The organism is Enteroscipio rubneri (assembly GCF_963929405.1).
Lineage (GTDB): Bacteria > Actinomycetota > Coriobacteriia > Coriobacteriales > Eggerthellaceae > Enteroscipio > Enteroscipio rubneri.
On sequence record NZ_CAWVIN010000003.1, the window covers coordinates 987,366 to 1,004,096 of the forward strand.

11 protein-coding genes are annotated in these 16,731 nt (G+C 61.7%); all 11 read left to right on the plus strand.

The window, feature by feature from the left end:
* The first annotated feature begins 33 nt into the window (after positions 1-33).
* The 11 genes from ABGT83_RS11115 (at position 34) to ABGT83_RS11165 (ending at position 16,708) form a co-directional block, all read left to right on the plus strand.
* A complete protein-coding gene (locus tag ABGT83_RS11115) occupies positions 34-1,320 on the plus strand; it encodes a metallophosphoesterase family protein (RefSeq protein WP_103265807.1) in 1,287 nt (428 codons plus the stop codon).
* Positions 1,317-3,707: an AAA family ATPase gene (locus ABGT83_RS11120; protein WP_346687592.1), complete on the plus strand. Its 2,391-nt coding sequence runs from the start codon at positions 1,317-1,319 to the stop codon at positions 3,705-3,707. The genes ABGT83_RS11115 and ABGT83_RS11120 overlap by 4 nt, the downstream gene beginning before the upstream one ends.
* Before the next feature lie 354 nt (positions 3,708-4,061).
* Positions 4,062-5,378 (plus strand): adenylosuccinate synthase, encoded by a 1,317-nt coding sequence (locus ABGT83_RS11125; protein ID WP_103265805.1) that lies wholly within the window; start codon positions 4,062-4,064, stop codon positions 5,376-5,378.
* A gap of 341 nt (positions 5,379-5,719) precedes the next feature.
* On the plus strand, positions 5,720-7,012 hold the full coding sequence (gene purD, locus ABGT83_RS11130; RefSeq protein ID WP_103265804.1) for a phosphoribosylamine--glycine ligase: 1,293 nt from the start codon (positions 5,720-5,722) through the stop codon (positions 7,010-7,012).
* Between the two features lie 65 nt (positions 7,013-7,077).
* Positions 7,078-8,472 carry a radical SAM protein gene (locus ABGT83_RS11135; protein ID WP_346687594.1) on the plus strand — a complete coding sequence of 465 codons (1,395 nt, stop codon included), beginning with the start codon at positions 7,078-7,080 and terminating at the stop codon, positions 8,470-8,472.
* A gap of 155 nt (positions 8,473-8,627) precedes the next feature.
* Positions 8,628-9,080, plus strand: coding sequence for an Hpt domain-containing protein (locus ABGT83_RS11140; protein ID WP_346687595.1), 453 nt, complete (start codon positions 8,628-8,630; stop codon positions 9,078-9,080).
* Between the two features lie 345 nt (positions 9,081-9,425).
* Positions 9,426-13,340, plus strand: a complete 3,915-nt coding sequence (locus ABGT83_RS11145) for a pilus assembly FimT family protein (protein ID WP_346687597.1) — start codon at positions 9,426-9,428, stop codon at positions 13,338-13,340.
* 58 nt (positions 13,341-13,398) lie between these two features.
* A complete protein-coding gene (locus tag ABGT83_RS11150) occupies positions 13,399-13,992 on the plus strand; it encodes a hypothetical protein (protein ID WP_346687598.1) in 594 nt (197 codons plus the stop codon).
* A complete protein-coding gene (locus ABGT83_RS11155; RefSeq protein ID WP_103265800.1) occupies positions 13,992-14,354 on the plus strand; it encodes a hypothetical protein in 363 nt (120 codons plus the stop codon). The genes ABGT83_RS11150 and ABGT83_RS11155 overlap by 1 nt, the downstream gene beginning before the upstream one ends.
* 4 nt (positions 14,355-14,358) lie before the next feature.
* Complete coding sequence (locus tag ABGT83_RS11160) at positions 14,359-14,949, plus strand: hypothetical protein (RefSeq protein ID WP_346687600.1); 591 nt, start codon at positions 14,359-14,361, stop codon at positions 14,947-14,949.
* Between the two features lie 58 nt (positions 14,950-15,007).
* Positions 15,008-16,708, plus strand: coding sequence for a GspE/PulE family protein (locus ABGT83_RS11165; RefSeq protein ID WP_103265798.1), 1,701 nt, complete (start codon positions 15,008-15,010; stop codon positions 16,706-16,708).
* The last annotated feature ends 23 nt before the right edge of the window (positions 16,709-16,731 follow it).

The window sequence follows — 16,731 nt, forward strand, 5'->3', positions numbered from 1 at the left end:
GCAGCCGAACCGCGCAAGCGCTACACTAGGCTCATGCCGAAACAGCTGACATTCATCCACGCTGCCGACCTCCACCTGGGCGCGTCGTTTCGCGGGCTTCGGGCGCTGTCGGACGTGTGGGCCAACCGGCTGTTCTCTGCCATTGTCGAAGCATACGATCGCGTGATCGACGCCGCTCTCGACCGTCAAGTCGACTTCGTGGTCATTGCCGGCGACATATTCGACTCTGCGCGCGCCTCCTACGGTGACTACCTGCACTTTTTCGAGGGACTCAAGCGCCTCGACAAAGCGGGCATCCCATCCTACCTCGTTTCGGGCAATCACGATCCGTACACATCGTGGACGCGCGACTTCTTCGCGTTCCCGCCGAGCACGCGCATGCTGCCGGCCGATCGTCCCGGCTTCGAGCTGTTCGTGCGCGAGGGCGAACCGCTCTGCATCATCGGTGGGCGCGGCTACTACAATCAGACGTGGCCTATCGACGAATGCATCGCCGAAGGCGTCACGCGAGCTGCTGCCGAACAGGCGCTTGCCGAGCTGCATCCGCGTGCGGGCGAAGCCCCCTTCGCAGTGGGCGTGTTGCACACAGGTTTGGACGTCGATCCGGTGAAGGCCCCGGTCGAGCCGCGAGTGCTCATGCGCGCGGGCATGGACTATTGGGCGCTTGGCCACATCCACCTGAAACTCGCCTACCCGTCGTTCGACGATCCTAGGCTTGTATTCTCGGGCTGCATCCAGGGCCGCGACGTGAAAGAAACCGGTGAGCGCGGGGTGTACCAGGTCACGCTCACGGAAGGCGCGCGCAACCGCGTGGAGTTCATTCCCACCGCCAGCGTTGTTTGGCAGCGCATGGCCGTGGACGTATCCGATTGCGATAGCCTGGCCGGCATCGCCGACAAGATCATGCGCGAGTTGTTTCGCGAGAACGGCAAAGCTCACTGCGAGCAGATGGTGGCGCGCATTACGCTTGAGGGCGCGACGTCTTTGCACCCGCTTCTCGAACGCCCCGGGGTGTTGGACGACCTGCGCAAGCACGTGAACGACTCCTATTCGGAGTTCTTTTGCGACACGCTGCTCGATGCGACGGTGCAGCCGCGCGACAAGGAAGCGCTCAGAAGCGAAGGGCTGTTCCCGTCCGTGTTCCTGCAGGTCGCCGAAGCGCAGCGCGGCAACGCCGAGGGGGAGGTGGCATATGTGCAGGACGAGTTCCTGAAGAAGAATGTGCCGCTGCCCGGTTCGTGCATCCGTGCTGTACAGGAACTGGCCGAAGATGCCGAGAACCTCGTGCTCGACCTGCTTTCTCAGGGGGACGAACGATGAGGCCTCCCTTCCTCGAACGCATCAATATTGTAAGCTTCGGCGCCTTTTCCGGCAAAGTGGTGGGCCCGTTCACGCCGAACCTCAACGTCGTTTTCGGCCGCAATGAAGCGGGAAAGACTACGCTTGCCTCATTTGTCGGCGGCGTGCTATTCGGCTGGGAGGATGCACGCGGCAGCCGCAACACGTACAAGCCGACCAACGCCGAGCGTGCGGGATCGCTGTTCTTCGCCGTTCCGCGCGCAGAGTACAGGGCCGACGAGAACCGCGGAACTCGCAGCGGACGCGACGCCGGCGAGAACTGCGGAGCTCATGACCGAGGCGACGCCGGCGAGAACCGAATCGTTCGCGAACGTTACGGCGCCGGCGCTATCCCCGATGCTGCCGAGCCCGTTGGCATGGGCGAACAGCGCGGTGCCAGCGAAGGCGGCGGTAATGAAGTACTCGGCGAGTTCGGGGAAGCCGACGAGATAGAGCTTACGCGCGTACGCAACGTCGACGGCCTGCAGGGCGACACGACTCTTGTCGCGGATATCGACAAGGAAACGTTCCAGACCATGTTCGCGCTCACGAGCGACGAGTTGCGTTCACTGCGCAACACGACCGACATGACGGCGAAGCTGCTTACGGCAGGTTCGGGCACGGGGGCGTCCCCTGCTCATGCGCTCGCGAAGATCGATGAGCTGCTGGCCGGTTACACATCGCGTTCGGCAGGCGCCGTTCGCTCGCTTGTGCGCCTCGAAGCCGAACAGGACGAACTGCGCGCGCGGTTGGCAGTCGCATTCGAAGAAGCCGAGCGCTTCAAGCGTGAAGACAAGGAATTTCGCGATCTGGCGCCCCAGCGTGACGAGATGATGGCGCGCCTGGATGCGCTCAACACCGACATCGAAGCGCTCTCGGCGCATCGAGCGCAGGTGAAAAAGCTCAACGACGAGATAGCCGAGGCCCGCGAGCGCGTCGCCGCGCTCGTCGCGGAAGAGGAGCAGTTGGCCATAACGCGTCGCGACCAGCATGACGACGACCTGGTTCCGCTCATGCATCTGGCGGCCGGAGACGAGCGCGCGCTGCGCGATCGTCTTGACGCGCTCGCCTCCGAAGAGGCGAAATGCGAGCATGCGGTGGACCTCGCTCAGGACAACTTCGCAACCTCGAAAGCCGCTTTCGAGGCGCTGCTTGAGGCGGAAGATGCTGAAGATGCCGAAGGCCGAGCGCGTCAGCGCCATGTCCAGGTGGCGCTGTCCATCCTGCTGCCGCTCGTCTTCATGGTCGCAGGCGTGCCGTTGTTCATTCACGGTCGCGAGATCGCGAGCCTTTCGTTTACGGCGCTCGGCGTGGGCCTTGTGGTGTTCGCCGTGGTGGTAACCCTTGCGGCCCTCGTGATGCTGTTCCGTCCCGACAAGGCCGCCGACGCAAAAGAAGCGCGCAAGCAAGATGCGCACTGGATCATGCTTCAGGACAAGAAGAAGCTCGAAGCGTGTCTGCAAAACCGCGCGGCGTTTCAAGAGCGCGCTCGCACCCAGCTGGATGCTGCTGGCTTGGGGCCGGCGCTGGGCTCGTTGCGGCAATCGCGCGCATTGCTTGACGAAGCGCGCGAGGCTCGCGCGGAGGAACGGCTGTTCCGCCAGCGTCAGCAGGCGCTCGTGTCTCGTCGCATCGCGCTCGAGGATAGCCTTGATAAAGCCGAGCGTCAGCGCGATGATCTTTTCGAGCACATGCTTCCGCATGGCGAGCGCACTCTCGACGCTATCGATGCGCTCCTTGCCCAGAAGGCCCGGCAGCGTTCCGGCCTTCTCGAGGCGAGCGAGGCTCTGAACCGGCGCTACGGCGAGCTGAAGCAGGAGCTGGCGCAGGCGGTTCACCTGCGGGACTTCGACGAGCTCAAGCTGCGTTACGAGCAGGCGTGCACGCAGCAGGAAGAGTACGCGCGCGAATACGCTCGCTTGCTGCTTGCGAAGCGGATGCTGGAATCGGCCATTGCCGCATGGGAGAGCAAAAGCCAGCCCGAGGTGTACCGCCAGGCCAGCAGACTGTTAGCCCTCATGACCGACGGACGCTGGACGAAGGTTTCCATGACCGAGGAAGGACGCCTTCGCGTGATCGACGCTGTGAAGAACGCGCACGATCCGTTGCATCTCTCGCTCGGCACGTGTCAGCAGCTCTATCTGGCGCTGCGCATCGCACTGCTGATGACGGCGGACAACGTTGGCCGTTCTGTGCCAATACTGGCCGATGACATCCTGGTGAACTTCGATTCGGTGCGCCGCGCGGGCGCAGCCCAAGCGATTGCGGAACTCGCGCGTGTGCGCCAAGTGGTACTTCTCACGTGTCACGAAGAGATCGTCGAGGCGCTGCGCGAGGCGGACCCCACGTTGAACGAAGTGAGACTCTAGCTACGGTCCGCTCGCCTGTCGGCCCGCATCCCGATCCTGCGCGCTCCTAGGCTTCTGTCCGCACTCTGCTCTCGTACGCGACTCCGTTCATTCGCTCGCATCCTGCTTGGTGCGGCTTTAAGCTTGGAGCGGCATCCCATCTGCACGCCCTTGGGCTTCCGTCCGCATCCTGCGCTTCTACCTGCGCTGCGCATCCGGCTGCTCCTTCGCTTCCGCTCGCTCCGTATGGCCGATTGCGCGTTTCTCAAGAAACGCTGTCGACACGCGGGACGTACGGGCAAATATACTATAATGCAGGGGTTGTTACGGATTGCCCCGCCCACGGAGTCGGGGCACTGAAAGGACGCGACGCGTATGCCCAGCACGGTTCTGATCGGCGCTCAGTGGGGAGACGAAGGCAAAGGCAAGGTCACCGATCTGATCGCGAGCGAGTACGATTTTGTGGTGCGTTACCAGGGCGGCAACAACGCCGGCCACACGGTCATCCACGGCGACAAGAAGTTGGCGCTGCACCTGATGCCTTCCGGTGTCATGTACGAGAACGCGGTGCCGGTCATCGGTAACGGCGTGGTGGTGGACCCCGGCGTGCTTATCAAAGAGATGGCCATGCTCGAGGCCGAGGGAATCTCCTGCAAGAACCTCAAAATCAGCTGTGATGCGCACATCATCATGCCGTACCACAAGGACTTCGACGGTGCGGATGAGAAGCGTCTCGGCGAAAACAAAATTGGCACGACGAAGCGCGGCATCGGACCGTGCTATCAGGACAAGGCCGCCCGCAAGGGCATCCGCGTGCAGGATCTGCTGGACGAGAAGATCTTCCGCCTCAAGCTGGAAGCCGTGCTCGCTCAGAAGAACCCCGTTCTCGAGAAGATCTACGGCCTGCACACCTATACGGTCGACGAGATCTGCGAGGAATATCTGCCCTACGCCCGCATCCTCAAACCCTATATGGCTGAAACGGCGCAGCTGCTGAACGAAGCAGTGCGCGAAGGCAAATCGATACTTTTCGAGGGCGCCCAGGGAACGCTGCTCGACATCGACCACGGCACGTACCCGTACGTCACCTCGTCGTCGTGCTGCGCCGGCGGCGCGTGCACGGGTTCGGGCGTGGGTCCCACGGCTATCGATCGGGTGCTCGGTATCCAGAAGGCCTACATCACGCGCGTCGGCGGCGGCCCGTTCCCCACTGAGCAGCGTTTTCCCGAAGACGGCGGCGAGGGCGAGGAAGCCGAGGTCGGCGAGCTTCTGTGCAAGGTGGGCCACGAGTTCGGCGTGACCACGGGGCGCAAGCGCCGCTGTGGCTGGTTCGACGCCGTCATTGCGCGCTACGCTGCCGAGGTCAACGGCCTTACCGATGTGGCGCTCACGAAGCTCGACGTGCTCTCCGCGTTCGACACCATCAAGGTGTGCACGGCCTACGAGTGCGAAGGCAAGGTATACGACTACTTCCCCATGCAGCAGAGCGTGCTGTTCCACGCGAAGCCCGTGTACGAGGAGCTGCCCGGCTGGAAGGGCGTCGACATCACCGAATGCCGCACCTTCGAGGAGCTGCCCGAGAACGCGCAGCGCTACGTGGAATATTTGGAGGAGATCACCGGCGTGCCCATCAGCATTATTGCCGTGGGCCCCGACCGCGACCAGACCATCATGCGCGGCTGGGATCGGTAGGGGGATCTGGCGGCCGGCAGGCCGCCGGAACGGCGCGATGCTGCGACTTCGCAGCATCGCGCTTTGCCGCTCCAGGCCTTCCTCGCGCACTGAAGTACGCTTCGTCTGGCTTTCACGGCAAAGCGGGGCGCTGCAAAAGGCCTCACCGACGTTGCGAACGGCTGGTGAGCGAACGACCTGGGAGCGAATGAGCTGCAGCACAAAATGTTTCACGGGAAACATTGTGCCTCAAAGAAGTGCGACGAAGGAACAAATGTTTCACGTGAAACACTGCACCATCGGCGCGCTGGGCGCGACGAACGAGCGAACGAGAACGGGCTTTGGGTTTGAAAGGACCTGACATGAACATCTTGGTGTTGGGAGGCGGCGGTCGCGAGCATGCCATCGCCTGGGCGTTGGCGAAGTCGCCGAAGACCGACGAGCTGTACGTGGCGCCAGGCAACGGCGGTACGGCGGCCATTGCGCACAACGTCGCGGATTTGGATGTGGAAGACGGGCAATCCGTGCTTGCATTCGCGCGCGAGCACAACATCGGACTCGTGGTCATCGGACCCGAAGCGCCGCTTGTGGCCGGCGTGGCCGATGTGCTGCGTAAAGAAGGGCTGGCTGTGTTCGGCCCCGATGCCCAGGGTGCGCGACTCGAGGGCAGCAAGACGTTCAGCAAGAAGTTCATGGACGCCAACGGCATTGCCACCGCGCGCTACGCCAGCTTCACCGAGCTGGATCCGGCGCTTGCCTACGTGCGCGAGCTGGGGGCTCCCATCGTCGTAAAGGCCGACGGCTTGGCCGCCGGCAAAGGCGTGATCGTGGCCGATGATCTGGAGGATGCCGAGGAAGCCGTGCGCTCTTGCTTCGACGGCGCATTCGGCGAAGCGGGCTCGACGGTGCTCATTGAAGAGTGCCTCGATGGCCCTGAGTGCTCGCTTCTGGCGTTCGTCACGGGCGGCAAGGCCTTCTGCATGACCACGGCTCAGGATCACAAGAGGGCCTTCGACGGGGATCTGGGCCCCAACACGGGCGGCATGGGCGTGTACTCGCCGGTGCCCATCGTTGATGCCGACGAGCTGGCCGGTATGCGGGCGGTCATGGAGAATGCTGCCGCTGCGACGGCTCGCGCGCCGTTCGAACGCGAGTACCGCGGTGTGCTGTACGGCGGATTCATGCTGACCTCGGAAGGCCCGAAGGTGCTCGAGTTCAACGCGCGCTTTGGAGATCCGGAGACGCAGGTCGTGCTTCCGCGTCTCGATGCTGATCTGGTTGATATCATGCTGGCCGTAGCCGAAGGCCGGCCGGATGATATTGAACTGCGCTGGTCCGAGCAATGGGCCGTGTGCGTGGTGTTGGCGAGCGAAGGGTATCCCGGTGCTTACGAGAAAGGAAAGGTCATCCTGGGGATTGAGGAGGCCGAAGAGCTGGAAGGCGTCACGGTGTTCCATGCGGGCACTGCGCGCAACATCGATGACGAACTGGTTACCGCCGGCGGCCGCGTGCTGAACGTCGTAGCGCTCGGCGATTCGTTCGACGAGGCTCGCGAACGCGCTTACGAGGCGGTCGACCTCATCAACTTCGAGGGCAAGCAGTACCGCACCGATATCGGCAAACGCGCTGCAGCCGGCCGAGAAGCCTGGGATTAGCACCATCAGGGGGTGCCCTTCGGGGCACCTTTGCGGTTTTGCACCAAACGGAAGAGGTCATCGTTTTGCTATCTGAACGCATGCTCACGGCCGTCGTACGGCAGTGCACAAAACAGTATTTGAAACTGGAGCCTACCGATGATGCGCGGGTTCCCGCGCCCGTTCCGGGTCAGCGTTATATGCTATACATGCACGTGCCGTTCTGCGAGCGGCTATGCCCATACTGCTCGTTCAACCGTTTCCCGTTTTCCGAGAAGCGCGCGGTTCCCTATTTTGAGAATCTGCGCAAAGAGATGATGATGCTCAAGGATTTGGGTTACGATTTTGACAGCCTCTACGTGGGCGGGGGCACGCCCACCATCATGATCGACGAGCTGTGCGACACCATCGATCTGGCGAAGGAAACGTTCTCCATCCAGGAAGTATCCAGCGAAACGAATCCGAATCATCTGATCCCGACGTACTTGGACAAGCTGCAGGGCCGCGTGCAGCGCTTGAGCGTGGGCGTGCAGAGCTTCGACGACGGCCTGCTCAAGCAGATGGACCGTTACGACAAATACGGCAGCGGTGCCGAGATACTCGAGCGCATCAGCGAGGCCAGCCCATACTTCACGTCGCTTAACGTGGACATGATCTTCAACTTTCCCGCTCAGACCGAAGACATCCTCATCAGCGATATCGAGAAGGTGATCGCGAGTGGGACGAGCCAGACGACGTTCTATCCGCTCATGGCCAGTCCGAGCGTGGCGCGCTCGCTCGCACGCACGGTGGGCCGCGTGGACTATGCGCGCGAGAAGACGTACTACGAGATCGTCTCTGAGCTACTGGCCGGCGGTTCCGATCCGCTGTTCGAACACGGAAGCGCATGGACATTCAACAAGCGGGTGCCTTCGGTTATCGCGCAGGCCCAGGATGCAAGCGCGGTGCCGTTCCTGCCCATGGTTCCCAATTCGTCGCGCGGCGGTTCGCCGACGCCTGATCAGCGCGCAATGATCGACGAGTACGTGGTCGATTACGAGGAGTACCCGGCAATCGGCAGCGGGGGTATCACGTATCTGGGCAACCGGTTGTACGTGAATACGTTTTCCGTCAACGATTATAACGCCGCTATCGCATCAGGGCGAATGTCGCTCATGGGGTCGACGACGTTCAGCAAGCACGATCGTATGCGCTACCGTTTCATGATGCAGCTGTTCGGCCTGCGGCTGGATAAACGACAGTTCGAGCGCGACTTTGGGTGCACCGTCGAGCAGGGGCTGCCTGTTGAGATGGCGTTCATGAAGGCGTCGGGGGCGTTCGATCGCGATACGCCCGACGAGCTGACGCTCACCGCCAAGGGCCGGTACCTCATGGTGGTGATGATGCGCCAGTTCTTCATTGGCGTGAACAATCTGCGCGACCAGGCGCGAGCCGCCCTCGTGGGCGAGGAACGCGAACTCGTCTTCGGCGAGGGAGCGTAGCCGTCGCTTGCTCTTGGATTTCGCGTTCGCATAAGGAACGTGAAGCGGCCGCGTGCGGCCTGCGTCCGCGGTCGGCTGCAGCGGCCGTCATCGTGGCGTACGGTCGGTTGTCGGCTGCTGCGGCTTCAATGTAAACCGAAGGGAAAGGATCGCCAGTGTTTGCTGTTCGAGAGGATGTTTTGCGCGAGCATGGTATCGATTGCGCGGATGCCCGCGACCGCTTCGACGGCAACATGGAGCTGTACGAGCGACTTGCCATCAAGTTTCTCGATGACCGCCATGTCGAAGCGCTGCTGCGCCGGATTGAAGCAGGCGATTCCGAAGCAGCCTACCGTGAGGCCCACAGCCTGAAAGGCGTCGCTGGCAATCTGTCGTTCTCGGCGCTGTACCGGCAGGCGTCCGCCCTGTCGGATGCCCTGTGTGCAGGAGATCTTGGAAGCGCGCGAGCGCTTATGCCGCAGCTTCTTCGAGTATACGATGATGTCGTGTCCATGTTGGAGCCGTGCCGGCAGGGCGAGCGCAGCTCCGACGCCCTCGTGCACGATGCCGAGCAGCGAGCGGAAGACGTTCGTCGGCATCGACTGTCGAGCGAACGCATAGGCGTCTAACGAAACTTCCTCCGAATAATCCGAACACCTCATGGCTCGTATCGGCTCGAAGCGCCACGGCTGGCGTCAATCGAAGCGCCATCGCTGATCGAAAGGGATCTCCCGTCGCTGACTGCCCGCGCCGCTCCCGCTCGGGAAGGCGGTTGGAGGGCTCGGGCGGTAACGGCAATCCGCGAACGAACATGTAAAGATAAAGGGGATATTGAAATAATTTCAACCTCGATACCGCCCCCTGCCTTTCGGTAGGGATATGGTAGTCTGGACGTGTAAATAACACCCCCCCAGGCGAAAGGCGAATAGCAGCCGATGGCATGGCGTGCGAGTAAATCGAGACCGAAGCGAATCGTGGCAGGGCGAGCAAGGCATACCGAGGGATTTACCCTCGCGGAGCTCTTGCTGGCCGTTGCCGTCATTATCGTGCTGGTCGCCATCGCGATCCCCTCTATCGTTGCCGCTCAGAGCAATATGCGCATGCTGGAACTCAACAATGCCGCCGAGCAGATAGCCAACGCCGCTCAAGCTCAGATGACCGGTGAAAAAGTTTCGGGTACCTGGTGGACGTCCATTCAGCAAGGCGGAGAGGGGGCGCATGCCGAAGACTGCAAATACGCCGAAGCCACCGCAGCGCCCGGAGACGGAAGCCGACCGCTGTACTATATGACCGCCGGCGAGGCGAAGTCCGCAGGCATCGTTCCCTCGCTCTCTATCGACGAAGATGTGCGCGACGCGGAGTATGTTATCGAGTTCGATGCTCAAACCGCCTCGGTCGTGCGCGTGTTCTTTGCCGACGGAAAAACCGGATTCTTCGGAAGTGCGAATGCGGAAAGCGCCCAAGGCGTCTACGCATATTACGCCGCCGGAGGCGGATCGATCGCGCTCGGCGCTCGCACATCGAACGATCCCATGATCGGGCTGTTCGCCGGGACGGCCGCAGGTGCGACATCGGCTATTGCGCTCAAGAACCCGGTGATCTCGATCGACGAATCGACAGGTCGGCTTCTGGTCCGCGATCCCAACCTTGACGGCATCACGGGGGCGGGCGCCACGCAGACGAGCCTGATCCTCACGAGAACCGAACATGCCGAAGGTGAGCAGCCCGCGGCGGTGCGCATTGCGGGTCTTTCGAGCGGAACGAAGACAGTAACGGTTTCTCTCGTGGGGGCGGACGACGACGAAACGCAGGGCGACTATGCCACGAGCATAACCCTCAAAGCTTCGGATCTTCTCAAGCAGGTGAATCAGAGCACGCTCGACGGGGTAGGCAATGTGTTTTCCATCGATTTGAATGCGCTTGCCAGGGCCGTCGAGGATGCAAGCGCGATCCCTGGAAGCAAGGAGATCGCCGCCGAGCTGAAGCGGTTCGCGCCGGGCGATGCGGTGGAGGCGAAAGCGTCTACCAGGATCAGCCCCAACGTCGACGGCTGTGTTCCTGCCACCTCTACGGCATTCATCGAGTGGCCTGCGCCAGTGGGCAAGCTTACGCTTATGATCAGCACCCCCTATTCCCAGACGGTGGAGGACACAGCGGTCGATGGTGCGCTTGAAAGCTATCTCGATGCAGCGCGCTATACGCAACCGACGGTAGAGGCGACCACGGAATCGCCTATCTACAAGGCCGAAGCTGTGCCGATCGCCGAAGACTTCAAGATGAAGGCGACGGCGGCGAACAACGAGCTTACCAAGCGCAACAAGCAGGCAGGATGGCAGTCTTACGCAGGAGGCTGGATTTCTTCTGACCGGGCTGTCGGGGACGATACCCTCAAGCTGCGCGTCGTTGCCGGTTCCTATCGTGGCAAGAGCACGCACCAGTACCAGGTCTGGGAGCTGTGGGTGCAGCGAGCCAACGGCGAATATACGCGTGCGGGTTATATGCGTGACAACGAATGGGAATGGGCGAAGGGGTTTGCCGATCTTGAGAACGTTCTGACCTGGTACGACGTACAGGGCACCGCATACGAGGACATCGCGGGCCGCAACGTTGCCGATCTGGGCATCGTTTCGGTGGCTGTAAGCGGCGGCGCGTCTTCGTATGCGACGCTCGGCAGCCTCGGGCTGCTCGACGCCGATCAGAATGCGTCAATCTACGTGCGCACGGCTCCGCGCATGGCCGATGTGCAGGCGTTCTTCAACGACTGCATCAGAAACGGAAACCTCAAGGAAACTCTTCGGGAAAAGCAGCGCACCGGTTCTCGCGGCTACGGGTACGGTCTCAACCTTCCCATTCGCCAGCAGTATGAAGAAGAATTCGGCGCATCGTCTTCGGACGTATCATGGACGGTATCGCGGAGCGACAAGGGCGGGCTCGGAGACGCGGGCAACCGGTTCCTCGGTTCCGATAGCCTGCGCGTCTACTATTCCATCGCGCCGGGACTCGCGTTTGACAACATCAAGGCGAATCAAGGACTGCTGAGCTTGGGCAGCACCGAGATGACCAACACGGTGCTGTGGCTGTATCGCGCTGCCGACGGCAGCGGCGCGCTCGATGCCCAGCCCGCCGCGTTCGTGCAGTCGGGTATTGACGGCAAAAAGTACTTCTGCCGGAGCACGGAGGCAGCAGATTTCGAACTGAACGACGAATACGACTGGCTGTTTTACCGCGTGGTCGAATACGCCGACGATACAGGCGCGCCCCTTGTCGGGTACACCATGCAGTACGTGCCTTATACCGTGCAGGATGATGCCCGGTATGCCACGGTGCTCTCGGGCGTCAACAAGAGCGACGAGGACGTTTTCGTCGGCTGGACGTGCGATACGACGCGAGACGGCAAAGCGATCGACGTCGGCGTCGGCACGCTAGTCGGCACCTACGGCGGCGCGCTCGACTATGGCTACAACCGCTTGAAGGGAAGCTACGTCAAGGTGGGCATCGGGCTCGTGTACTTCGAGCAGTACGCCGACGGCTCAACCGGCTACTACGGTTACTTGAGCGAGACGCAAACCGCTTTTGATACGCTGAACGATAGCCTTGCCATCGACTCGTGGGGATATCGCCTGATCGTTCCTTTCGTCGAGGGCGACAAGAGCAAGCCAGTCGTCGCCAAGGGCACCTGGTTCGAAAAATCTTTGACCGAGCAGGGCACGCTGACCATATACGACAGGGCATTCCGCTCGTTCTCGTTCAATACCGGCGCATCGATGAAAACGTCAACGAAAACCATCACGTACGCCTTCGGCGGCAAAACGGCCACATACTCATTCAACCTTAACTTCGCGCGCGCTGTCGCGCACGAGAACGGCGAGGTGAGAGCCGCCACTGCCGTCGATGGCAACGGAAAAGCCCAGCCTGCTTGGAGCGTTCGCCATGCCTTGCAGTTCCCCGGCGCGCTCGCTCCGAACGGCAGCGATTCCAGCGTGCAAGAGCAGTATATGGGCGATGCCTTCCTGCAGGAGCGCGACATCGATATGCGCGCGGCTCCGCAATCGACGTATGATTACCAGTTCATCCGGCCGTTTCGCGGTTTGTACGATGGAGGAAGCCATGCTATCCGGGGATATTTCGCACGGCTTTCGATTGAAAAAGACCACCGCCTGGGGCTGTTTCCCTATGTGAACGGAGGCACGCTCAAGAACATCGAGATGAAAGAAGACGGCTCCCATACCATTGCTTGGACGAACAGCATCGATGCGGCTTTCGGCTGCCTTGCCGGAGTTGTTGTGAACGGCACGATCGACCGGTGCACGCTTACCTCGGACAGCGTGGCGAGCATCTCGATCACTGGCCTCAACCCTACTGGCGGTAACACAACGCACAACACCGGTCATAATATCGGCGGCCTTGTGGGCAACGCTTGGAACACGCGCATCGTGCATAGCAGCATCGAGAACTTTTCCATCAGCGTCAGCAGCGCTGACGGGACATGGAAGACGAACGAAGTGCACATGGGGATGCTCGTCGGTAGAGTCGACGCGACCGGTCTGGCATCCGTGAAGGACAGCTTGACGGCGCTGTCGGCCGCCAACTCGTCGTTGACCGTGACGGCGTGTGCGGCGGCGCATCAAACCGAATCCATCGGCGGCATTGCGGGTTTGATGCTGGTTTCGGGTGAACAGACCATCGAAGGCTGGACGGCGAACAAGTTGGATCTGATCGTCACGGCCGATCATCCACGTGATCTCCTCTATGCAGGCGGACTTGTCGGCGAGGCGCGCGGTCCTGTTGTCGTCGGCTCTACGAACAGCTGCAGCGCTATCGTACTGCAGGCCGAGGGTGCAAAGGAGCCTCTCGATGCGAAGATGATTGGCAAGAGCGATGAAGCGTAGCGCCGGGAACACAGACGCTGTTCGCTGCCGAGTCGAACCTGGGGATCGCTCTGCGATCGTGAGCCGCAGGGTGGTCGACGAACGCGGGGCGTCTATCGTCATCGCGCTGGTATTCTTCCTCATCTGCGCGATTATCGGGTCGGTGGTGATGACGGCGGCTTCGGTGCATGCCAAGGCCGTGCAGACGAACCGTGCGCTTCAACAGGCAGAGCTTACCATCGGGTCGGCTGCGCAACTCGTAGGAACGCAATTCTCGTCCATGGTGCTGAACGTCGACGATGCGAACCAGGGCGGTTCTGTTGTTGTGGATTTGAGCAGAACGGACCAGACGAACGCTGCCTTCGCTATCGCGTTCTGGAATAGCAAAGGGAGCGACATTTGGAGCGCTCGGGATAGCAGCAAACCGTATTCGACCGACATGACCGTCCGGCTGGAGAACGGCAATGCTGCGCTGAACGACGTTGCCGGGACGATCACGGTCGACTCCGACCTCAATGCGAAGATCGAACTCGCCCTTGCTAACTCAACCGACGGATCGTATCGGGAATCGGTGCTTGTGCAATGCGTCCCCACCTTCGATCAAGCGGGACGTCTGACTTCGTTCTCCTACGAAGCGCCCGTCATCACGAAACGCGATCGAGGAGGTGCCTGATGGTCTGGCAGTTCAACCCAGTTTCGCGTCTGTGCGCCACGCTACGCAGCGTGCGAGCGCGCCTCGCAAGCCAACGCGGCGACACCCTCGTCGAAGCTCTGATGGCGCTGCTTATCGCGGCGCTCGGCGCCGCCTTGCTGGCCACCATGGTTGCGGTGTCGAGCGGTGTCACGGCGCAGACCCGCTCTGTGCAGGATGCCGATTTCGCTGCCGAGTCGCAGACTTACGACTCGACGGGATCGACGTCGATCGGCGGCGTGGCGCGCATCTCGGCTGGGGGCGTCGCTCAAACCGTGCCGGTGATCGTGTACGCATCCAACGACGGGACGTTTGCGCGCTATGTCGGGGGAAGAGGCTATTAGGGACATGAGCCGCATTTCTCGAATATTCCGTAGCCCCGCTCTGCAACGCCTTGCCGTGCCCCAGCGCGACGTGCGGGAGTGGCACGATACGCGCGCAACCACGAGCTGCCGCAGCCGTTTGGCTGCGCGGTTGCGCGATACGCGCGGGTTCATGCTCGCCGAGCAGCTCGTGAGCGTCATATTCATCGGATTTCTGTGCGTGGTCGTGGCGGCGGGGCTCGGTGCGGCGCTGTCGGCGTACGGCAGCATCACAACCTCCTCGAACGCCAGCATGGTGTTATCGCAGGCGGTGCAAGAGGTGAGCGACGAGCTGTCGTTCTCGCTTTCGGCCAGCCCCGATGGGAGCTTCGTCAGCGAGACCACGCGCGCTCCCGCTACCATGGATTCGGATGGGAGCGGCATTGTGATGAAGAGCACGACGGGAACCACGGTGCTGATCCCGTCGAAGAACGGCTTAACCCCGGGATTTTCCTCGGTGCCGTCCTACGATGCGAGTTCGAACACGTGGACATTCGCCATTACGGTGAAGAACGGGGATGCGATCGTGGCCGAACAGGCCATGACGGTGGGCAGGGTAAACCCCGCCGGTACCTAGCGGCCGCGTGCCCGGCATCGACAGATCATCGAAGAACGTAGGATCAGGAGACAACGATATGGCATACAAGCGCTTGGGAGACGTGCTGATAGACGCGGGCCTCATCGATGAGGGCCAGCTGACCCACGCTCTGGAGCGGCAGAAGATGAGCAAGCGCCGTCTGGGCGACGAGCTTATAGCCGAGGGCGTCATTACGGAAGCGGGCCTTATCGAGGCACTTCAGATGCAGTTGGGCGTCGAATTCATCGATTTGTCGCAGGTCGACCTCGATCCTGAGATGAGCCGTGTGGTGTCCAAGAACGTCGCTCGCCAGTACAATGTCGTTCCCGTGCGCCAGTCTCCCGAGGAAGTGTTCCTGGCTATGAGCGACCCGCTGAACTTCATGGCTATCGAAGCCGTCAAGAACGCCACGCGCAAGCGCGTCGTGCCCATGGTAGCTACGCAGGATGCCATCATGCGGGCCATCATGACGCTGTACGGCAACGAAGGCGCCGCCCGCGCCATCGAGGAAATGCGGCGCGACGTGCGCTCCACCGCCGATGACGTGCAGGGCACGTTCACCACCACCTCGTTGGGCGACGATGCCGACGCCCAGTCGGCGCCTACGGTTCGTCTTGTGAACAGCGTGATCGAGCGCGCAGCCACCGAGCGCGCAAGCGATATTCACCTGGAGCCGCGCGAGGAGGACCTGCACGTGCGCATGCGCATCGACGGTGTGTTGCGCACCATCCTCACCGTGCCGAAGGAGCTGCAGGCCTCCGTCATCTCGCGTCTCAAGATCATGGGCGGCATGGATACGTCCGAGCGTCGCGTTCCGCAGGACGGCCGTGCGAACATCCGCTTGAAGAGGCAGGATATCGACCTTCGCATCAACACGCTTCCCACCATCCACGGCGAGAAAGTGGTCATCCGCCTGCTCGAGAAGAACGAGGAATTGTTCAACCCCCAGGGTATCGGTCTTGAAGGCGACAACCTTGAGAAGTACCGGCGGCTCCTACGCGCGAACAACGGTATGGTGCTCATCGTGGGTCCCACCGGTTCAGGCAAGAGCTCCACGATGCACACCATGATCCGCGAACTCAATAACGACGCGGTGAACCTTGTTACGCTCGAAGATCCGGTGGAATACAATATCGACGGCGTGAATCAGGTGCAGATCAACGAGAAGACGGGCATGACCTTCGCCAGCGGTCTGCGCGCCATACTGCGGCAGGATCCCGACATCGTAGCGGTTGGCGAAATCCGTGATGGCGAGACCGCGGAGATCGCCATGCGGGCGGCTATCACCGGCCATCTGGTGCTTTCGACCGTGCACACCTACGATGCAGCCTCCACCATCGACCGCCTCGTCGATATCGGCGTAGCGCCCTATCTTATAGCGAGCGGCGTCCGCGGTATTGTCTCGCAGCGGCTTGTGCGCACGGTGTGTCCGCACTGCCGCCAGGAATATCAGCCGAGCCCCGACGAGCTTGTTGCCGTCGGCCTGCATCCACAGGCCGATGTGAAGTTCTACCAGGGAGCAGGTTGCCCGATGTGCTTCGGCACGGGCTACCGTGGGCGTACGGGCGTGTTCGAGATTCTGCTGCTCGACCGCGCGCTGCGCGAGTCCGTCTCCGGCGGTGCGACGCGCGAGGCGCTGCGCATCGCCATCGAGCGTTCAGGTACGTTCAAGACCATCGAAGACAGCTGCCGCGAGCTCGTGCTAGCGGGCGTGACCACGGTGGAAGAAGCTCGCAAGACCATAACGGACAGGGAATAGCCTCGAAAGACCGAGGCGAAGGG